The following is an 18,318-nucleotide window of genomic DNA, read 5'->3' as shown; positions in this document are numbered from 1 at the left end:
ACAATATCGTCTTCCAGAAGCTGTTCGGCACCGGCCCGGCCCTTGCCCACCCGCTGGCCGTGCCGCGCATCACCGCTCCCTCCACCTGGACTTCCCGCCTGCTCCCCTACCAGCACTTTGCCTGGGGGCTGCCGCCGGCGTCGGAAGCGGTGCCGATTCCCCAAAGCTTCGCCACCCCGCGGTACCGGTTCGTGGTTCTCCATACTCCGGGCCACAGCGACGACCACATTTGCCTCTTGGAACCAAACGAGGGGTGGCTGTTTGGCGGCGACCTCTTCCTCTCCGAGAATGTGCAGGTGCTGCGCCGCGATGAGGACGCCGGCCAGATCCTTGCCTCCCTGCGCCGCCTGCTGGACTACGACATCAAGGTGATCTTCTGCGCCTCCGGGCGCGTGGTGACGGAGGGCAAGAAGGCTCTGGTCGCCAAAATAGCCTACTGGGAGGAACTGGCAAAAGAGGCCTGCCGCCTGAAAAGGGAAGGGCTGCAGCCGGAGGAAATCAGGGACGTATTGCTGGGGGAAGAGGGAGCCATGTATAGCCTCACGGCAGGAGACTTCGGCAAAATTCACCTTATTAACTCGCTGCTGCAAAATTTTTGCCCTGCTTAGCCCAGCGAGAGCCTCAAGACCAGCATTTCCATGGCCGCCAAAAAGTCCATCCTGCCCTTTTTAACGGCCTCATCGGCGCTCAAGAGCATGGAGAGGGCTGCTACGGCCTGCTGGCGGGAAAAGTTTTCCGCCTGGGCCATGAGCTTGCGGGCCACAAAAGGAGGCACGCCCAGCTGTGCGGCCACCCGCGCCGGGGGCTCTTTTTTCCCCTTTAGCTCCCTGGCCAAAAGGATGAGGCGGAACTGCCGGGCCACCATGGCCAGGATGGCCGGGGCCTGGTGCCCCACCTGCAGGAGGTCCCTGATCCCCGCCAGGGCCTCCCGGTAGCGCTTTTCGCCGAGGGCATCTACCACGCGAAAGATGCTTTCCTCCGGCAGGGGCACCGTGAGCGTGGAAACGTGTTCCTCCTTTATTTCCTTTTCTGCCCCCACGTACGAAAGCAGCTTGTGGAACTCCTGGGAAAGCCGCAGCAGGTCCGGCCCGGCGCGCTCCGTAAGCAGCGCAGCCGCCTCCGGGGAGATTACTTTGCCGGCCAGGCGGGCCTGCTTCTGCAGCCAGCGCACCAGGTCCGCCTTGCCCAGGTAGGTAAATTCCACGGCCCGGCCGCGCCTGAGAAGGGACTGACAGAGCTGGCTCTTGAGGTCGACGGGATGGGAGGTGGTAAAGATCAGGCACGTGGTGGGCGAGGGGCGGGAAAAGTAGGCTCCCAGGGGAGAAGACCGGGAAGCCTTGCGCTGGGAACCGCCAAAGAACGGCGCATGGCGCACCACCACCAGCCGGCGGCCGGCCAGAAAAGGTGGTACCTGGGCCCGCCGCACGATCTCCTCTTCCGGCGTCTCTTCTCCGTCGCAGGAGTCATAGTTAAAAGCTTGCGTCTCCGCGGTTAAAAGGCGCTGGCGGAACCTCTCCACGGCCTTTTCCTGCAGGTATACCTCCGGCCCGTAAAAAAGATAAAGCGGGGCAATATTCCCCTGCTCGAGCTCTTTTAAAAGCTCCAGGAAATACTTCATTACCCTCAACCGCCCCTTTTGCCTACCTGCCCAGTTTTTCCTTTACCGCCGCCACCTTGCCCTCCATGGTCAGGGGCCTGTCGCGGCGCTCGTCGATGCGCAGGGTGGTCAGTACCCGGGCGGCTCCTTCCCGGAAGGGCACCTCGTGCATGCGGCGCACCACCGCCAGGATGCGGTCCAGGTCGCCTTCTATGACCGTCCCCATGGGGGTCACCTGGTAGCGCAGCCCTTCCTCCGCCTCCAGCAGCTCCACGCACCTGGCCACATAGCTGCTGATGCTGGCGCTTCCCGTCCCCAGGGGAACCACGCTAACCTCCACCACAGCCACCGCTATCCCTCCCCGTCAAGAATTTTCGCTGGAGAAAATCGGCCACCGCGCTCACCTCTGCCGGGCTGAAGCGCGGCACCGGCAGGCCCTCCGCTTCCCCGCCCACCACGGCCACCAGCCGGTCCTTCCTGCCCACCAGCGGCCCGGCACCGGGCCGGCATACTTCCACCTGCGGCAAATCCGCCTCCTTATAGCCCTCGGCCAGCACGATGTCCACGGGGCCGAGCAGGGAGGCAACCGCCAGGGGGTCCAGGTCCTCCTCCACCTGCCTGATAACGGCCACCTTGCGCGGCGAGGAAATGCACACCGCCCGCGCTCCTGCCTGGGCGTGACGCCAGGTGTCCTTGCCCGGCCTGTCTATCTCAAAATCGCCCCGGTGGTGCTTGATGGTGCCTACCCGGTAGCCGCGCCGGCTAAGCTCGGCAATGAGCCTTTCCAGAAAGGTGGTCTTTCCGGCCCCGGAAGGACCCACAAAGCACACCATGGGCGGCACAGGTGCCTCCTTCAACTTTCCAGCACCTCGATGCGGTCCCCCACCTTCACCGGGCCCCCCACCAGCACGCGGATGAAAATGCCCTCCCGCGGCATGACGCAGTCCCCGGTCAAGCGGCGGATCTCGCAGGGCGCGTGGCAGGCCTTGCCGATCTGGGTCACCTCACCGACGGCCTGCGGGCCAATGGCCAGCTTTGTCCCCACTCTAAGCGAGGCCAGGTCGATCCCTTCGGTGGTGAGGTTTTCGGCAAAGTCGCCCGGCCCGACGTCCAGCCCTCGCGAGCGCGCCCTCTGGATGCTCTCCCAGGCCAAAAGGCTTACCTGCCGGTTCCCGGGGCCGGCGTGGGCGTCCCCTTCCAGCCCGTGGCCGGCCACCAGCAGGCCGGAAACGATATTTTTCTTGCGCGTCCCTTTTTCCTTGCTGATGTTTACGGCCCTGATCACTCCCATTCCTCTTCCCCCTCCCGCCGGAAATAGCCGCTTTGGCCGCCTTTCTTTTCCACCAGGCGGATGTTTTGGATGGTCATGGCCCGGTCTGCGGCCTTGCACATGTCGTAAACGGTCAGGGCGGCCACGGAAACGGCTGTTAAGGCCTCCATTTCTACCCCCGTCCTGCCGGCGGTCTTTACCCTGGCCTGTATTTCCAGCCTGTCGGGCGGGCGGGGCTTAAAGTCCACCCACACGCCCGTTATGGGCAGGGGGTGCGCCAGGGGAATGAGGTCACCCGTCTTTTTGGCGGCCATGATGCCGGCTAAGCGGGCCACTCCCAGCACGTCGCCTTTGGCCGCAGCGCCTTCCGTGATCAGACGCAGGGTTTCCGGCCGCATGACCACTTCCCCGCGGGCCACCGCCTCCCGTAAGGTTACTTCTTTCCCGCTCACGTCCACCATGCGCGCCTTCCCCTGCTCGTCTATGTGGGTGAGCCGGCCCACGTTACCTAACCTCCCAGCTGGGACATGGCTTTTTCCCGCGCGGGCCGGTGGCTGCGGATGTGCCCGGCGGGAGGCTTTTCTTTTATGGCCCGGGCAATGAGGGCGGCCAGCTCTTCGTCGCCCGCACCGCGGCGCAGGAGCGCCTTTAAGTCTATTTCGTGCTCGCCGAAGAGGCAGGGCCGCAAGGAGCCGGAGGCGGTGAGGCGCAGGCGGTTGCAGCGGCGGCAGATGTGGTCGCCCACCGCGGAGATGAACCCGATGGTTCCCGCCGCTCCGGCGGCGCGGTAGTACCGGGCGGGGCCGCTCCCTTTGAGCTTGCGCACTTCCTGCAGGGGGCCGAACTCGCTTTCTATCTGCGCCTTTATGGCGGCGGCGGGCACATAGCCGCCGGCAAAGATGGCCGCGGCGTGCCCGAAGGGCATGAGTTCGATGAAGCGCACGTGCAGGGGCCGCTCCAGGGTGAGGCGGGCCAGGTCCAGGATCTCGTCGTCGTTAAATCCCCGCACGACCACGGCGTTGAGCTTTACCGGGTGCAGGCCCAGTTCCAGGGCCTTCTCCACTCCCTGCCAGGCGGTTTTCAGGTCGCCGCCGCGGGTGATGTAGGCGTAGCGGTCCGGGCGCAGGCTGTCTAAGCTTATGTTTACCCGCCGCAGGCCCGCTTCTTTGAGGGGCGCGGCCATGGAGGGGAGCAGGAGCCCGTTGGTGGTGAGGGCCAGGTCGTCGATTTCCGGTATCCGGGCAATCGCGTACACGAGGCGTTCGATGCCGCGCCGCACCAGGGGCTCTCCCCCCGTGAGGCGCACTTTCCTCACCCCGGCCCTGGTGGAGGCCCTCACTACGCGGGCTATCTCTTCCAGGGTGAGGATCTCTTCCCGGGGAGCCGCCGGTACGCCCTCTGCGGGCATGCAGTAGAGGCAGCGCAGGTTGCAGCGGTCGGTGACCGAGACGCGCAGGTAGTTGATTTCCCTTTGGAAGCGGTCTTCCATGCCGTCCACCACCCCTAGCCCTGCTCCCACATGATTTTGCCGCAGTCCCGCAGGTCGTAGCCCCCCAGGGCCTCGACCTCCCGCCGAAAGCCCGGGTGCTGCATTGCTTCCAGGAGGCGCTGGATGTAGGGGGTGTCCCAGTAGGCCTTGGGGATGCAGAGGTCGTAGCGTTCTTCGGCCAGGGGGATGAAGTCCAGCCCGAGGGCCAGGGCGGCGGCGCGGATGCCCAGGCCGGCGTCCGCCCCGCCGGCTACGGCGGCGGCCACGGCCATGTGGGTGTATTCTTCGCGCTCGTAGCCGTTGATTTGCGCGGGGTCTATCCCCAGCTTTTTCAGGTAGTAGTCCAGCAGCACCCGTGTGCCGGCCCCCCGCTGGCGGTTGACAAAGGTGACGTCGGGACGGGCAAGGTCTGCTATGCCTTTGATGCCTTTGGGGTTGCCTTTGGCCACGATGAGGCCCTGTTCCCGGTAGACGAGGTTGACCAGCACTACGGGTACGCCGGGCAGGAGGCGGCGGATGTAGGTGATGTTGTATTCGCCGGTTTCTTCGTCTAAAAGGTGGGTGCCGGCAAGATGGGCCTCGCCCCGCTTTAAGGCGCCCAGGCCCGCCAGGCTGCCCACGTGGGCGCTGGAGAGGCTGGCCCGGGGGTGCAGCAGGCGCAGGTAGTTGCCCAGCACGTCCAGGGCCAGGTCGTGGCTGCCGATGACGACCGTGGTTTCCCGGATCTCTTCCAGGGGGCGCAGGAGCTCTACCGTTACGGTTTCGCCCGCGCCGTACCCTTCGCTCAGCCGGGGCACGCGCACGATGCCGTCGGCCCTGATGAGGGAGGTGGTGAGGCCGGCGCCGCGGGAGATGGGCGTGGCCATGATCTTTTCGCCCACCTGACCCAGCTTGACGCGCACGAATTCTTCGATGCCCAGGGTGGAAACCAGCTTGCGCGAAAGCACGGCCTGCGCTTTGGGCCGCTCCGGGGGCAGCAGGCCTACCTTGCGGTAGAGCAGCGGCTTGATAAACAGCTCGGCGCACAGGTAGGCCGATACCGGGTAGCCGGGCACGCCGATGACGGGCTTGGCGTTGATTTCGCCCAGGATGACCGGCTTCCCCGGCTTGGTGGCCACGCCGTGCACCAAGACCCGCCCCAGGTGAGCAATGACTTTGGCGGTAAAGTCTTCGCTGCCGGCCGATGAGCCGGCAATGACCAGTACCAGGTCCGCTTCCTCTAAGGCGCCCCGCACGGCGCGGCTTAAAGCGGTAAAGTCATCGGGGGTGATCTCCTTGCGTAAGGGGATGCCGCCCCACTCCGCCACCAGGCCGGCCAGGACGCGGCTGTTGGTTTCTATGACGCTGCCGGGCTTTAGCTCCCCGCCCGGTTCTACCACTTCGGAGCCGGTGGGCAGGATGGCCACCCGCGGGCGGGGGTAAACGGCCACTTCGCTTACCCCTCCCGCCAGAAGCCCGCCCAGGTCCACGGGGCGGATGCGGTGGTGGGCCGGCAGGATCATTTCCGTGGCCACGATGTCTTCGCCCATGGGCCGCACGTGCTGCCAGGGGTATACGGGGTGGGTGATCTCGATTACCCCCGGGGAGGGGAAGTGCGCGTCTTCAATCATGATCACGGCGTCACAGCCCGCGGGAAGGGGGTCGCCCGTGTCGACGGCCACGGCTTCGCCGCCCACCGCCAGCCTTACGGGGCTGGTCTCGGAGGCGCCAAAGGTCAGGGAGGCCTTTACGGCAAAGCCGTCCATGGCCGCCGCGTGGTAGTGGGGGGAGGAAAGGCGGGCGTATACCGGGGCGGCGGTTACCCGCCCCAGGGACTCCTCTACGGCCACCACTTCCGCCGGCCCGGGCTTTGTTGCCCCCACCCCTTCCAGGTGCGCAAGATATTTCTCCAGGGCCTCTTCCCAGGGCAGGTCTTCCAGGTAGATTTCCCGCTTTAAAACATCTTTACTTCCACCCATTCTCCCGCCTCTACTCCTTCCTTTGTGGCCGGTATCCTGGCCAGGCCGTCCGCCTTTACCATGGTGGAAATTAAGCCGGATTTGCCCAAAACGGGCTCGGCCCAGAGCGTGCCGCCCTCCAGCTTCAGCTTTACCCGCACGAAGTCTTCCCGCCCGGGGGCAGAGCGTAAGTTACGCGTTAAGCGCGCCCGCAGGGGAAATTCCCAGAAGCTGTCCCCAGGGTAGCCCGCACACCGGATTAAAGGGGCCACCAGCAGCTCAAAGACGACCAGGGCCGAGGCCGGGTGGCCGGGTAATCCAAAGACGGGCTTGCCGTTTACCACCGCCCCAATGGTGGGTTTGCCCGGCTTTAGCGAGAGGCCGTGAAAGAGCACCCCCGGCTCGCCCAGCCCGGCTATGGCCTGCGCGGCCACGTCGCGGGTGCCCACGGAACTCCCCCCGGACAACAAAACCATGTCCGCTTCACGAAGGGCCCCGGCCAGGCAGGCCCGCATTTCCTCCAGGTCGTCCCGCACAATGCCGTAAAGGTGCGGCTCGCCGCCGCAGGCCTTCACCGCCCCGTACAGGGAGTAGGAGTTGATGTCCCTCACCTGGCCGGGTGCGGGCACCTCCCCCGGCAGGACCAGCTCGTCCCCGGTGGAGACGATGCCCACCCGCCAGGGCAAGCGCACTTCCACGGCCGTAACCCCCACCGCCGCCAGGATGCCCAGGTCCTGGGGGCGTAAGATATGACCCGCCGGCAGGACCACGCTCCCCGCGGCAATGTCCTCGCCGCGCCTGATGACGTTCTCCCCCGGCGCCACCGGCCTGGTCACCCCTATGGTCCCCGCGCCCAGCTCTTCGGTGTGCTCCACCATGACCACGGCATCGGCACCGGGAGGCAGCATGCCCCCCGTGGCAATTTTATATGCCCGGCCCGGGCCCACCGCGCCGCCCGGCGCCCGGCCCATGAGCACCTCCCCGCTTACCTCCAGATAGGCGGGCAGCCCCTCGGACGCCCCAAAGGTGTCGCGCGCCCGCACGGCATACCCGTCCACCGTGGAGCGGTCAAAGCCCGGCACGTCCTCGGCGGCTACCACGTCACGGGCCAGGCACCTCCCCAGGGCGGATAAAAGCGGTACCTCCTCCGTGCCGGGGTAGTGCTTTATGTTCTTCAAGATTGCCTCCCGCGCTTCCCTTACCGTTACGGCCCAAAACAGCTCCTTCATTGACTTCCCTCTCCAAAAAGCTGCGCTTTACGGTAGTGCTAATTAGAAATTTCTCCGCCGTTCCCCCTTAACCTTCCGGGCACAACAAAAACACCCCGAGGGTGTTTGCGGGCAGGAAGGCAGCCTTTACCTTTTGCCGTAAAAACCCAGCATCACCCGGTGCACGGAGGGTATTCCCGCGGGGACAAAGGCCACCCGGTCACCGTCCTGCAGGGGGCAGTCTTTCCTTTCCACCCGCCCGTTGACAAAAACCGCCTCTACTTCTTCCGGGGGTATTCCCAGCCGCTCCATAAGGGTCCCGGGAGTTTCACCGGGGAAAATTTCCACTTCGGCGGGGAAGGTCCAGCCGCGCGCGGAAAATATGTTCATCAAGGAACCGAAAGCGCGCAGCTCAACTCTGGCCACCGCCCGCACCTCCCTTTTCTACCCTCCTCCCACCGGCGGGAAGAGGGAAACGCGATCGCCGGGCTGCAGCACCCTGTCCAGGGGAGCATGGCGCCCGTTGACCAGGGCGGCAAAAACCTGGTCACGCGGGATGCCCAGGCTGTCCACAAGGTCGGCCAGGGTTGTTCCCTCAGGGCGCTCCACTTCTATAGCCTGGCCAAACCGGGCTCCGGGAATGTATTTTTCCAGCCCGCTGAACACGCGCACCTCCAGGCGCAAAAGGCACACCTCCCACCGGTCAAAGTGGCAAGGCACCCCGGTGCCGGGGTGCCTTGCCCCGCCAGCTGTCATGGCTTTAGAAGTTAAACACCTGGTCCAGGTCCTCGTCGCGGACGTCAAAAACCGTGTTGTGCGGAGGCAGCTGCTCCAGCTTGAAGAATTCCGGCAGGCGGTCGTCGGCGCTCGTGAAACCGGCTTTAAGGTTAAATTCCCTTTCCGCCTTCAGCACCCGCTTGCCCAGCTCAAGGGCATCGTCCACGGTAAAGCTGATGCCGTACTTGGCGCTGATCAAATCGCAGATGGTGGGCATGCCCTCAGGGTTGTCCAGCACGGCAAAGGCCACGAAGAGGCAGAACCCCGTGCTGTCCAGGAAGGCCGTGGCAACCTGCAGGTCCCGGGAAAGCTCCACCTGCCCCTCCGGCTTGTGCGGGTCCACGTAGCCGCCCACCTTGAGGATGTTGGCCGTTACCGCGTAGCCGGCGGTGTGGTCGGCGCCCATGGGAGAGGTGGCGTAGGTAACGCCAATACCCTTGCAGCCGCGCGGGTCATAGGCTGGCAGGCCCTGGCCCTTGACCACGGGCACGTGGGTCACGCCGTAAACCCGCCCGGCCGTAGCCGCACCGCTGCCGATAATCCTGCCCAGGGGCGTGCCCCTGGCCACTTCCTCAAGGGCCTTAATGGCTGCCTCGCCGTCGCCAAAGGGTATCACGCCGGCCTCCATTAAAACGCCCAGCGTCACCCCGGTTTCAATGGTGTCCAGGCCGTAGTCGTTGCACAGGTAGTTCAGCTGGCCAATGACGTCCAGGCTGTCGATCTCCAGGTTGGGGCCGAGGGCCCAGGCAGATTCATATTCAATGGGCGCGCAAACTTTGCCGTTGGGCAGAGGATAGATGTTGGAGCAGCGCATGACGCAGCCGGGGTGGCAGGGGTGGGTGGCCTTCCCGCCGCGGGCCACGGCAATTTCCGCCAGCTTCTCGCCGCTCACCTCGGCAGCCCTCTCAAAGCGCCCGAAATGGAAGTTCCTTGTGGGCAGGGCTCCCGCTTCGTTGATGATGTTCATGAGCACGTTGGTGCCGTAGTTGGGCAGGCCCTTGCTGGTCACGGGGTGCTCCTGGAGAATCTGCGTGAACTTCCTGGCCGCGGCCTTGAACCTCTCCGCTTCCTTGAGGGGGGCGTCAAAAGTGGTGGGGCTGTCCACCACAATGGCCTTAATTTTCTTGGAACCCATGACCGCCCCCAGGCCTCCCCGCCCGGCGTAGCGGCTGCTGTTGCCATCGCTATCGTTATTGGTGACACCGGCAGCCGGCAGGAGCATCTCACCGGCAGGGCCAATGGTAATCACGGCCACTTTCGGGCCGTAGCGCTCGCGGCAGATGGCCGTGACCTCGTAGGTGCCCTTGCCGGCCAGGTCGTTGGCCGGGATTAACTCTGCCCCCGCAGGCGTAACCTTCAAAAGATACCAGTCGTTCCCCTGGGGCTTTCCTTCGAGGATGATGGCCTTAATACCCAAATTGGCCAGCTTCTGGGAGGCAATGCCGCCGGCATTGGCCTCCTTGATCCCGCCGGTGAGGGGGCTCTTCCCTCCCACCGACATGCGTCCCGACGACGGCGCATTGGTGCCGGAGAGCATTCCCGGCGCAATGACGAGCTTGTTAAAGGGGCCGAGAGGGTTGCAGGTGGGAGGAACTTCATCAAAAACCAGCTGGGAAGTCAGGGCCCGGCCTCCAAGGATCAGGTACTTTTCCGGCACCTCCTCGAACTTCACTTCCCGGGTCGCGGTGTTCACCCGCAAGAACTTGGACACTGGCATACCCCCCTGCTTTTAATTTTGCCCGCCTCGACGAAATTTGCGGTTTTCGAAAGGGCCGGCATTGTACGGCCTTTTGCAAACCTGCCTGGTACCATTTTACATTATAATTGCCGCTCAAACAATAGGTGGAATAAATATCAGGTTAACCAATGGTCAGACCAACCCCAGCTCGCGCAGCTTCTCCGGCGTCGGGCGACCGTTTTCATCCCATCCCCGCAGGCGGTAGTATTCGTCCAGCATGTGGTTGATCTCCTCCAGCGGGATCCGGGCACCCTTGCTGGGGCCGGAAGGGGTTTCCTCCCGGTATACCCTGGCCGGGGGGAGGTCGTAGGATCTGCCGAAACCGGGTACCTCCCTGAACCAGAACAGCCGCGTCAGGTTCCAGACGCGCTCCGCACACTTGAGAAGCTCTTCCCAGGTCACTTCCCTTCCCGTGAGGGCTGAATACGCGCGGGCGTAATAATCCAGGCTCATTTCCAGCTCTACCCAATACAGCCGGCATACCCCCAGCATGTCAAAAACCGGCCGGATGTGCTGCAGGGCAATTACCTGTGCCGCCTTGCCCTCGGTCCCCGTGCGCCCCATAGCCAGGTCGTAGGTGACTGCCCACGAGCGGTTGTGGTGCGCCCCGATGTCACAGGTCATGTAGCTGAGCAACATGGCCGCGGCATTCCTGGACTCGTACCCGCTTATCTCTAGGCCCTTAACCTGCATGGCTATGTCCAGCGCCTGGCCGCCCAGGCGCCTGGCCACGGGGAGGACGCCTTCGGCCAGGAGGTCACCGATCCCCCGGCGGTAGGCAATTATTTCCGCCAGGTAAACCAGGGCTTCCAGGTCGCCGAAGTTTATCTCCCGCCCCTCAAAGTCGCGGGCGGTGAGCAGGCCGCGGGCAAAGCACTCGGCCACAAAGCCGGCCACGTTGCCGAAAGAAATGGTGTCCAGGCCGAGATCATCGCAAAGGTAGTTCATGTAGGCCACCTCTTCAATGGATCCCAGAGCGAAGTTGCCGCCAATTAAGGCCGTCGTCTCGTACTCGGGGCCTTCCACGTACACCTCCCGGCCACCAAGGCGCACGCGGGAGTATTTGCCGCAGTTCATAATGCAGCAGAAGCACCCTTTATCGCCTACGACAATCCTCTCCCTCATAACCTCCCCGTGCAGCCGCTGGTGTTGTTCAAAATATGATGTGGAGAAATTGCGCGTCGGGAAGCAGCCTATCTCATTGGCCCACTTGGTCACCCCTGCCGTCCCGTAGCGCTGCCACTCGCCAAATGCCGGGTGTTCCCGGGCGTGGCGGTGCATGGCCCTGGCAATCTCGTCCATTTCTCCGGGCCGGGCCACGCGGATCGACCCCGTACCGCGGAAGGCCACGGCCTTGACGTTTTTCGCGCCCAGCACGGCTCCCATGCCGGTGCGGCCCGCCTGCCGACCGAAGTCGTGGTTCACGCAGGCATACTTCACCCTGTTTTCCCCGGCGGGGCCGATGATCATGATTTGAAAATCTTCCCCCAGCTTTTCCTTCAGGGCAGCCTCCGCCGCAATGGCCCCTTGACCCCAGAGTTCGCCCGCCGGCAGGATTTCCACCCGGTCGTCGTCAACGACAAGGCAGCATGGGGTGCTAAAACGGCCTTCAATGACCACCGCATCGTAGCCGGCGTATTTCATTTCCGCCGCCAGGTGGCCGCCCACGTTGCTGTCCCCGTAACCCCCCGTAGCCGGGGACTTGGCTCCCAGGTGCGCCTTTGCTCCCCCCGGGACAAGGGTACCCGCCAGGGGGCCGGAGGCCACCACCAGCCGGTTTGCAGGCCCCAGGGGGTCGGCACCCGGAGGAATACCGTCGTAGACCAGCCTGGCCACAAAACCCCTGCCGCCGATGTAGTCCCGAATCAGCTCTTCCGGCAGGGGTTTTACGGCAAACGTGCCCTCGCTTAAGTTCACGTACAGGATCCTACCCGCATACCCGTACACCCGCACCGACCTCCCCTTCCAGGATCAGCGCCCCGGCAGCGCACACCCGGGCACACTCACCGCACAGCTCGCACTTGAGGGGGCTGGGCAGGTCGGGATGGGCAAAAACCGCCCCGCTGGGGCAGCCCTCCCTGCACGCCCCGCAGTTGGTGCACTTTGCGCGGTCCAGGACCACCACTTCACCCCGCCGCTCGAGGGCACCCGCGGGGCAAAGGTCTATGCAGGCGCCGCACTGATCGCAGACCACCACGCTATAGCGGCCCGGGACCGGAAAGGAGGCGCGGATCCTTATGGCCGCCTTGCGGGGGTTTAGCTCCTGTAAATTGGCCCAGGAGCAAAAAATCTCACACGTACGGCACCCCGTACAGCGCTCGTGAAAAACTTTAAGGCGCAAAGTTTCCAAAACCTCCTCTCCCAATATATCATCCGCCTGCCGCAGGCAACAGCAGGTAAACGGTGCAGTCCCCGGAAATCAGCCCGTCCACCTCCACGCGCCGCCCGTCCACCAGCACGGTGGGGTGGAAGTGCTCCACCCTCAGGGTGGCCAGTATTTCCCGCACGGGCACCGCATGGTCATACTGCAGGAGAGCCTCAGCATGACCTGGCGGCAAAACTTTTGAGAGCTGTCCCACCGCCCTCACCCTGACGAGGAAGGCCCTCAACCTCCTTAAACGCAGGCCGGCTCGGGTATCAGCTGGCCGGTCTTAAAGCGCTCAATACTGAAATATGAAACGTCCACGGCAGGCTCCTGCCCGGTGATCATCTCGGCCATGATCTGGCCGACAATGGGTCCCAACTGGAAGCCGTGGCCGCTCCACCCGATGTCCAGGTAGAACCCGTCCAGGCCGGGCACGGGACCCAAAATGGCCTGGGAATCGGGCGTCATATCGTAAAGCCCCGCCCATTGCCGGATTACCCGCGCGCGGCGCAGGGCGGGCAGGTGAAAGGTCATCTTGGTGGCCACATCGACCAGGAACTGCCAGGAAGAGCGCTGGTTGAAATCTTTAACCTCGCCAGCGGGATCACCGACGCCCATTAAAATGCTGCCGTGAGGGGTTTGCTTGAAGTAGGTACCGTGGGTAAAGGAAATAACCATGCAGGGGATAAACATTTCCACGGGCTCCGTAACCAGAATCTGGTGGCGCTCGGGGTAAAGCGGCACGTCCACCCCTACCATGCGGGCCACAACACCGCCGTGGGGTCCTGCCGCGTTAACCACCACCGGCGCGTAAATAACCTCGCCCCGGCTGGTTCTTACCCCCAGGACCCTGCTGGTCGAGTGGAGGATCTCCACCACCTCGGTGTAGGTTTGTATTTCCACTCCCAGCCGCCTTGCCGCCCTGGCGTAAGCATAGGTCACGTGGAAGGGGTTCGCGTGACCGTCGCGGGGGTTAAACGAGCCTCCCACCACGCCCTCCAGGTTAAGGCCGGGAAGCAACTCGGCAATCTCCCGCGGGGAGAGGATCAGCGTGCCGGCATTCACCAGCCGGTTTTGCAGGGAGGCGTTTTTCCGTAGCTGCTCCAGCTGGGAGGCGGAATAGGCCAGCATTAGGTAACCGCCCTGGAACAGCTCAATGCCGTAAGGGTAATCCAACTCCTCGGCAAGCCTTTCCAGCTTTTTAATGCTGGCCGCGGCCAGGCGTATGTTCACTTCCGTCCCGAACTGATGGCGGAAGCCGGCGGCAGAGCGACCCGTCCCGCCGCTGGCCAGGAAGCCCTTTTCCACCACCAGCACGTTCTTTACCCCGCACTTCGCCAGGTGGTAGGCTATGGAGCAGCCGTGAATGCCGCCGCCGATGATCACCACCTCTGCCGTGCGTGCCACGGGAAACCACCTGCTTTCAGACTGCCCTACAGGGGCAACAGGGTGCCGATGCCCTGCTCCAAGGCTTTCTGGTAAATCCTGATGGCCGTAGCCATGTCCTCGATGGCCAGCCCCAGGTTCATGGAGATGATCCTCTCCCGCTCGCTTTCCCGCGCCGGGACCTTACCGGTGACCAGCTGGCCGAGGTCGGCATAGGCTTTTGGTGCCCCCCGGAAGTAGCCCAGGGTACGGTAATACTCAAACTGGTTCTCATCGTCCACGTAAAACTTATCGCAGCCCTGCATGGCCTCCGGCTGCCAGTAAGAATCAAAGTCTATGGGCAGCCCCAGCACCCCTTCCTTGAGCCAGCCCAGCTCGATGGGCGGCCTGGGCTCCTTGAGGATGGGGGTTGCCGTAACTACAATGTCCGCCTCCTGCACCGCCTCTCGGGCACTGCCGGCAGCAACGTACTCCAGGTGGGGCAGCCTGGCCTTCATTTCCTCTATGAAGAGGGACGTTTGCCCGGGGTTGATATCATAACATTTCACTACCTTCAGCCTGCGCACCAGCGCCAGGGCCTCCAGCTGGGTGCGGGCCTGCACGCCGCAGCCAATTATGGCCAGCACCTCGCTGTCCTGCCTGGCCAGGTACTTAGCAGCAATACCGCTAACCGCACCGGTACGCTGGGCGGTGATCCACACGCAGTCCATCACGGCCAGGGGAACCCCGGTTTCCGGGCAGTTCAAAATTAAAAGGCCGTTTAGGTACGGGAGGCCGTGGCGGGTATTACCGGGATAACCGGCCACCCACTTGAGGCCCGCCGCCCCGAGGGCGGGTATATATGCCGGCATGGCGTGGATAAAGGCATCGGGCTGCGTAAAGATGCCCGGCTTGGGCGGCATCTGGCAGTTACCCCTGCCCTTTTCAAAGAGGGCCTGCTCCACAGCTTCCATGGTTTCGGCCATGGAAAGGCCGATTTTTCTTACGTCCGCACCGGAAAGGTAGAGAACTTCTTTTCCCTTTTTCACCTTTTAAAACCCCCTACTTTTCGCCCAGGTAGGCCTTCTTGACCCGCTCGTCGCCCAGCAGTTCCCTTGCACTGCCGGCCAGCACCATCCTGCCGGCCTCCAGCACCACGCCGCGGTGGGCCAGCCTTAGCGCCGCGCGGGCGTTTTGCTCCACCAGGAGGATGGTCACGCCCCGGGCGTTTATTTCCTTGATGGTCTGGAAAATCTCCCGCACCAGCAGCGGGGCCAGCCCCAGGGAGGGCTCGTCCAGGAGCAAGAGCCTGGGAGCGGCCATCAGTGCCCGACCGATGCTGAGCATCTGCTGTTCGCCGCCGGACAGCGTCCCCGCCAGCTGGCGCCGGCGCTCGTACAGCCGCGGGAACAATTCATACACCTGCCTCCTGGTTTCTTCCAGGCCCTTCCTGTCCCTCCCCCGGCTGTATCCCCCCAGGATGAGGTTTTCTTCCACCGTAAGGGTGGCAAAGACCCTCCGGCCCTCCGGCGCGTGCGCCACTCCCATCCTGACTATCTCGTGGGCGGGAACCTTTCCCAGGTCTTTCCCCGCAAAGAGAATTCTGCCCGCGCGCGGCGCCACCAGGCCGGAAATGGCCCGCAGGGTGGTGGATTTCCCGGCCCCGTTGGCCCCCAGGAGGGCCAGGATTTCCCCCTCTTTGAGCTCAAAGGTGATGCCCTTCAAGGCGTGCACGTGCCCGTAGGAAACGTGAAGGTTTTCCACCGCCAGCATTGCCATTTTAAACCTCATCCTCTTCCCTGCCGAGGTAGGCCTCAATGACCCGCGGGTTGTTTTGTACTTCCGCAGGCGTGCCCTCGGCTATCTTTTCGCCGTTGTCCATGACCACCACGCGGTCGGATATGTTCATGACTACTTTCATGTCGTGCTCGATGAGCAGGATGGTAATGCCGGATTGCCTGATCCGCTCGATGAGCTCCATGAGGTCGAGGGTTTCTTTTTCGTTCAGGCCCCCCGCCGGCTCGTCGAGGATAAGCAGCTTCGGCCTGGTGGCCAGTGCCCGGGCAATCTCCAGGCGCCGTTGATCACCGTAGGGGAGATTTTTGGCCAGCTCATGGCGTACGTGCTCCAGGTTAAGGAGGGCCAGCAGGCCTTCTGCCTCCCGGCGAATATACTCTTCTTCTTTTTGCTGGCCGGGGGTGCGGAACACCGCCCCCAGCACCCCGGCGCCGGTGCGGCAGTGCAGCCCGGCCATGACGTTTTCTAAACAGGTCATGTTTTTAAAAAGGCGCAGGTTCTGAAAGGTACGCGCTATACCCATCTGGGTGATCCTATGGGGCGGCATGGTGCTGATTTTTCGCCCCGCAAAGTATATCTCTCCAGCGTCGGGCCGGTAGATCCCCGTGATGAGGTTGAAGACGGTAGTCTTCCCCGCGCCGTTGGGCCCTATTAAGCTGACAATTTCCCCGGCGTTTACCTCAAACTCCATGGCGTTTACCGCCATGATTCCGCCAAAGCTCTTGCTTACCTTCTTTACTTCCAAAAGTGCCACCGCCCAGGCCCTCCCCCTATGCCCCGGATAGCGTTTCCGGCTTCTGGCCCGCCGGAAGCTCTTCTTTCGCGCTGCGGATTTCCTCGCGGTAGCGCCGGGCCGGCCAGAGCCCTTCGGGGCGGAAGATCATCATGAGAATCATGGCCAGGCCAAAGACAAGCATCCTGGCCTTGGCAAATTCGCGAAAGAGCTCGGGCAGGACGACCATGCACAGGGTGCCCACCACCACGCCGGGTATGGAGCCGGGGCCGCCCAGGACCACGATGGTGAACATGACCACCGACTCCCAAAAGCTAAAGCTTTCCGGGGCAATGACGGTCATTTTGGTGGCGTATATGTTTCCGGCCACCCCGGCCAGGCCCGCTCCCAGCATGAAGGCCAGCAGCTTCATACGGTTGACGTCTATGCCCATGGCCGCCGCCGCCAGCTCGTCCTCGCGTATATAGTGCCAGGCGCGCCCTATGCGGGAGTTCTCCAGCCTCTTTAAGGCAATGACGGTCAGCAGGACGATGAGCCAGATGAAGTAATAGTAGTGGTGGGGCTGAAAGAGGCGGAAGCCCAGGATCTCGGGCCTGGCGATGCCCATGATGCCGTTAGGGCCTCCCGTGAGACCAAAGGGGTTGTTGTTTAAGGTAATGCGCATGATCTCCCCAAACCCTATGGTGACTATGCACAGGTAGTCCCCGCGCAGGTGTAGGATGGGTCTGCTGATGAGGTACCCCATAAGGGCGGCCAGGAGGCCGCTCAAAGGCAGCAGCCAGAGAACGGGGATGTGAAAGGCGGTGTTCAGTATGGCCGTGCTGTATGCCCCTACGGCGTAAAAGGCCGCCTGTCCCAGGTTGAAAAGCCCCACGTACCCCACAATGATGTTCAGGCTCAGGCCCAGCAACACGTATATACCAAAAAAATTGGCCACATCAATCCAATAGGTGTTGGCCAGGAAGGGGTAAGCTACGGCACCCACCCCCAGCGCCAGGTAGGCCAGCTTTAAGTAGCGCGGGTCCCAGTTATGCCATCCCCTGCTCAACTCTACCGCCACTCCTTCTTAGACTTTCTCCGCCACGCGTTCGCCCAAAAGCCCGGTGGGCCGCAGGATGAGGATGAGGATTAAAATGATAAAGGCCACAACATCTTTCCAGGCCGCCGCCACGTAGCCGGCCCCTATGGTTTCCAGGATGCCCAGCAAGAGGCCCCCCACCATGGCCCCGGGAATGTTGCCGATGCCCCCTAAAATGGCGGCGGTAAAGGCGCGCAGCCCGTAGGCCCACCCCATGGTGAAGTTTATCTGCCGGTAATACATTCCCACCATGATGCCGGCTATGGCTCCCAGTGCTGGCCCAATGACAAAGACCAGCGCAATGATGCGGTCGACGTTGATGCCCATCAGCCGCGCGGTGTCGTGGTCCAGGGAGCACGCGCGCATGGCCGCCCCCAGCCTGGTTTTTTGCACGAGAAGGTAGAGGAAGAGCATGAGGCTTATTGAGAGGGCCAGGATGATTACGCGCATGAGCCCTATGTTGATGCCCCCCACGCTCCACTCGATGTTCGGCACGAGGTTCTCCGGAAACACCAGGTAGCCCCCGCCGTAGACCAGCATGATGGCGTTCTGCAAAAAGATGGATGCCCCCAGGGCCGAGACCAGGGGAGCAAGCCTCGATGAGCGCCGCAGGGGGCGGTAGGCAACGCGCTCCAAAATCAGCCCGATTACCGCCACCATGAGGGCCACCAGCAAAAAGACCGCCACCAGACCGGCAACGGGGTGGGGGATGTGCTCCATGAGGTTGGCCGAAACTATTAAGGTGAAGGCCAAAAAGGAGCCGATCATGAACAGCTCGCCGTGGGCAAAGTTGATGAGCTTTAAAATGCCGTAAACCATGGTGTAGCCGAGGGCCACCAGGGCGTAGATGGATCCGATGGTCAGGCCGTTAACCACCTGCTGCAAAAATTCCTGCACGCCGCTTATTCCTCCTTTTGCGCCGGGCAGGGGAGGCGGGGAACTACCCCCGCCCCCCTGCCCCGGA

General features: G+C 63.2%; 21 protein-coding genes. 1 reads left to right on the top strand and 20 read right to left on the bottom strand.

Going from position 1 to position 18,318, the window contains the following annotated elements; translation table 11 throughout:
• On the top strand, nucleotides 1–608 hold a 608-nt coding region (locus G454_RS0106905; RefSeq protein ID WP_027718036.1), incomplete at its 5' end, for an MBL fold metallo-hydrolase.
• On the opposite strand, the gene holA is transcribed toward G454_RS0106905, so the two are convergent.
• From holA to G454_RS0106805, 20 genes are all read right to left on the bottom strand, one after another.
• On the bottom strand, nucleotides 605–1,618 hold the full coding sequence (gene holA, locus G454_RS0106900; RefSeq protein WP_027718035.1) for a DNA polymerase III subunit delta: 1,014 nt from the start codon (nucleotides 1,616–1,618) through the stop codon (nucleotides 605–607). The genes G454_RS0106905 and holA overlap by 4 nt on opposite strands.
• 22 nt (nucleotides 1,619–1,640) lie before the next feature.
• The gene (locus G454_RS0106895; protein WP_027718034.1) at nucleotides 1,641–1,946 is read right to left on the bottom strand and encodes an MTH1187 family thiamine-binding protein; all 306 of its coding nucleotides are present in this window, start codon (nucleotides 1,944–1,946) and stop codon (nucleotides 1,641–1,643) included.
• On the bottom strand, nucleotides 1,927–2,430 hold the full coding sequence (mobB, locus tag G454_RS18100) for a molybdopterin-guanine dinucleotide biosynthesis protein B (RefSeq protein WP_051276016.1): 504 nt from the start codon (nucleotides 2,428–2,430) through the stop codon (nucleotides 1,927–1,929). Before mobB ends, G454_RS0106895 begins: the two co-directional genes overlap by 20 nt.
• Before the next feature lie 20 nt (nucleotides 2,431–2,450).
• Nucleotides 2,451–2,888 carry an MOSC domain-containing protein gene (locus tag G454_RS0106885; protein ID WP_027718033.1) on the bottom strand — a complete coding sequence of 146 codons (438 nt, stop codon included), beginning with the start codon at nucleotides 2,886–2,888 and terminating at the stop codon, nucleotides 2,451–2,453.
• A complete protein-coding gene (moaC, locus tag G454_RS0106880) occupies nucleotides 2,879–3,370 on the bottom strand; it encodes a cyclic pyranopterin monophosphate synthase MoaC (protein WP_027718032.1) in 492 nt (163 codons plus the stop codon). Before moaC ends, G454_RS0106885 begins: the two co-directional genes overlap by 10 nt.
• Before the next feature lie 5 nt (nucleotides 3,371–3,375).
• Complete coding sequence (gene moaA / locus G454_RS0106875; RefSeq protein WP_245574343.1) at nucleotides 3,376–4,386, bottom strand: GTP 3',8-cyclase MoaA; 1,011 nt, start codon at nucleotides 4,384–4,386, stop codon at nucleotides 3,376–3,378.
• A complete protein-coding gene (locus G454_RS0106870) occupies nucleotides 4,371–6,314 on the bottom strand; it encodes a molybdopterin biosynthesis protein (protein WP_027718030.1) in 1,944 nt (647 codons plus the stop codon). Before G454_RS0106870 ends, moaA begins: the two co-directional genes overlap by 16 nt.
• Nucleotides 6,290–7,522, bottom strand: coding sequence for a molybdopterin molybdotransferase MoeA (locus G454_RS0106865; protein WP_027718029.1), 1,233 nt, complete (start codon nucleotides 7,520–7,522; stop codon nucleotides 6,290–6,292). The genes G454_RS0106870 and G454_RS0106865 overlap by 25 nt, the downstream gene beginning before the upstream one ends.
• A 126-nt stretch (nucleotides 7,523–7,648) precedes the next feature.
• Entirely contained in the window at nucleotides 7,649–7,927 is a 279-nt protein-coding gene (locus G454_RS0106860; protein WP_035107259.1) for a MoaD/ThiS family protein, read from the bottom strand.
• 18 nt (nucleotides 7,928–7,945) lie between these two features.
• Entirely contained in the window at nucleotides 7,946–8,185 is a 240-nt protein-coding gene (locus G454_RS0106855; RefSeq protein WP_027718027.1) for a MoaD/ThiS family protein, read from the bottom strand.
• A gap of 76 nt (nucleotides 8,186–8,261) precedes the next feature.
• Nucleotides 8,262–9,995 carry an aldehyde ferredoxin oxidoreductase family protein gene (locus tag G454_RS0106850; RefSeq protein ID WP_035107235.1) on the bottom strand — a complete coding sequence of 578 codons (1,734 nt, stop codon included), beginning with the start codon at nucleotides 9,993–9,995 and terminating at the stop codon, nucleotides 8,262–8,264.
• Nucleotides 9,996–10,148: 153 nt separating this feature from the next.
• Nucleotides 10,149–11,963, bottom strand: coding sequence for an aldehyde ferredoxin oxidoreductase family protein (locus G454_RS18095; protein WP_035107232.1), 1,815 nt, complete (start codon nucleotides 11,961–11,963; stop codon nucleotides 10,149–10,151).
• Complete coding sequence (locus G454_RS18090) at nucleotides 11,944–12,357, bottom strand: 4Fe-4S binding protein (protein ID WP_035107256.1); 414 nt, start codon at nucleotides 12,355–12,357, stop codon at nucleotides 11,944–11,946. Before G454_RS18090 ends, G454_RS18095 begins: the two co-directional genes overlap by 20 nt.
• 28 nt (nucleotides 12,358–12,385) lie before the next feature.
• On the bottom strand, nucleotides 12,386–12,625 hold the full coding sequence (locus G454_RS0106835) for a hypothetical protein (protein WP_027718025.1): 240 nt from the start codon (nucleotides 12,623–12,625) through the stop codon (nucleotides 12,386–12,388).
• A 5-nt stretch (nucleotides 12,626–12,630) separates the two neighbouring features.
• Nucleotides 12,631–13,788 (bottom strand): NAD(P)/FAD-dependent oxidoreductase, encoded by a 1,158-nt coding sequence (locus G454_RS0106830; protein ID WP_027718024.1) that lies wholly within the window; start codon nucleotides 13,786–13,788, stop codon nucleotides 12,631–12,633.
• Nucleotides 13,789–13,814: 26 nt separating this feature from the next.
• The gene (locus tag G454_RS0106825) at nucleotides 13,815–14,795 is read right to left on the bottom strand and encodes an ornithine cyclodeaminase family protein (RefSeq protein WP_027718023.1); all 981 of its coding nucleotides are present in this window, start codon (nucleotides 14,793–14,795) and stop codon (nucleotides 13,815–13,817) included.
• A gap of 13 nt (nucleotides 14,796–14,808) precedes the next feature.
• Nucleotides 14,809–15,519 carry an ABC transporter ATP-binding protein gene (locus G454_RS0106820; protein ID WP_211230001.1) on the bottom strand — a complete coding sequence of 237 codons (711 nt, stop codon included), beginning with the start codon at nucleotides 15,517–15,519 and terminating at the stop codon, nucleotides 14,809–14,811.
• Between the two features lie 7 nt (nucleotides 15,520–15,526).
• A complete protein-coding gene (locus tag G454_RS0106815) occupies nucleotides 15,527–16,297 on the bottom strand; it encodes an ATP-binding cassette domain-containing protein (protein WP_027718021.1) in 771 nt (256 codons plus the stop codon).
• A 16-nt stretch (nucleotides 16,298–16,313) separates the two neighbouring features.
• Nucleotides 16,314–17,336: a branched-chain amino acid ABC transporter permease gene (locus G454_RS18085; protein WP_211229998.1), complete on the bottom strand. Its 1,023-nt coding sequence runs from the start codon at nucleotides 17,334–17,336 to the stop codon at nucleotides 16,314–16,316.
• A gap of 6 nt (nucleotides 17,337–17,342) precedes the next feature.
• Nucleotides 17,343–18,251, bottom strand: a complete 909-nt coding sequence (locus G454_RS0106805; protein WP_027718020.1) for a branched-chain amino acid ABC transporter permease — start codon at nucleotides 18,249–18,251, stop codon at nucleotides 17,343–17,345.
• Between the last annotated feature and the right edge of the window lie 67 nt (nucleotides 18,252–18,318).

Source organism: Desulfovirgula thermocuniculi DSM 16036 (genome assembly GCF_000429345.1).
GTDB classification, from domain to species: domain Bacteria; phylum Bacillota; class Desulfotomaculia; order Desulfotomaculales; family Desulfovirgulaceae; genus Desulfovirgula; species Desulfovirgula thermocuniculi.
The sequence above is the reverse complement of the archived record's forward strand: the minus strand, read 5'-3'. Positions and strand labels throughout refer to the sequence as shown.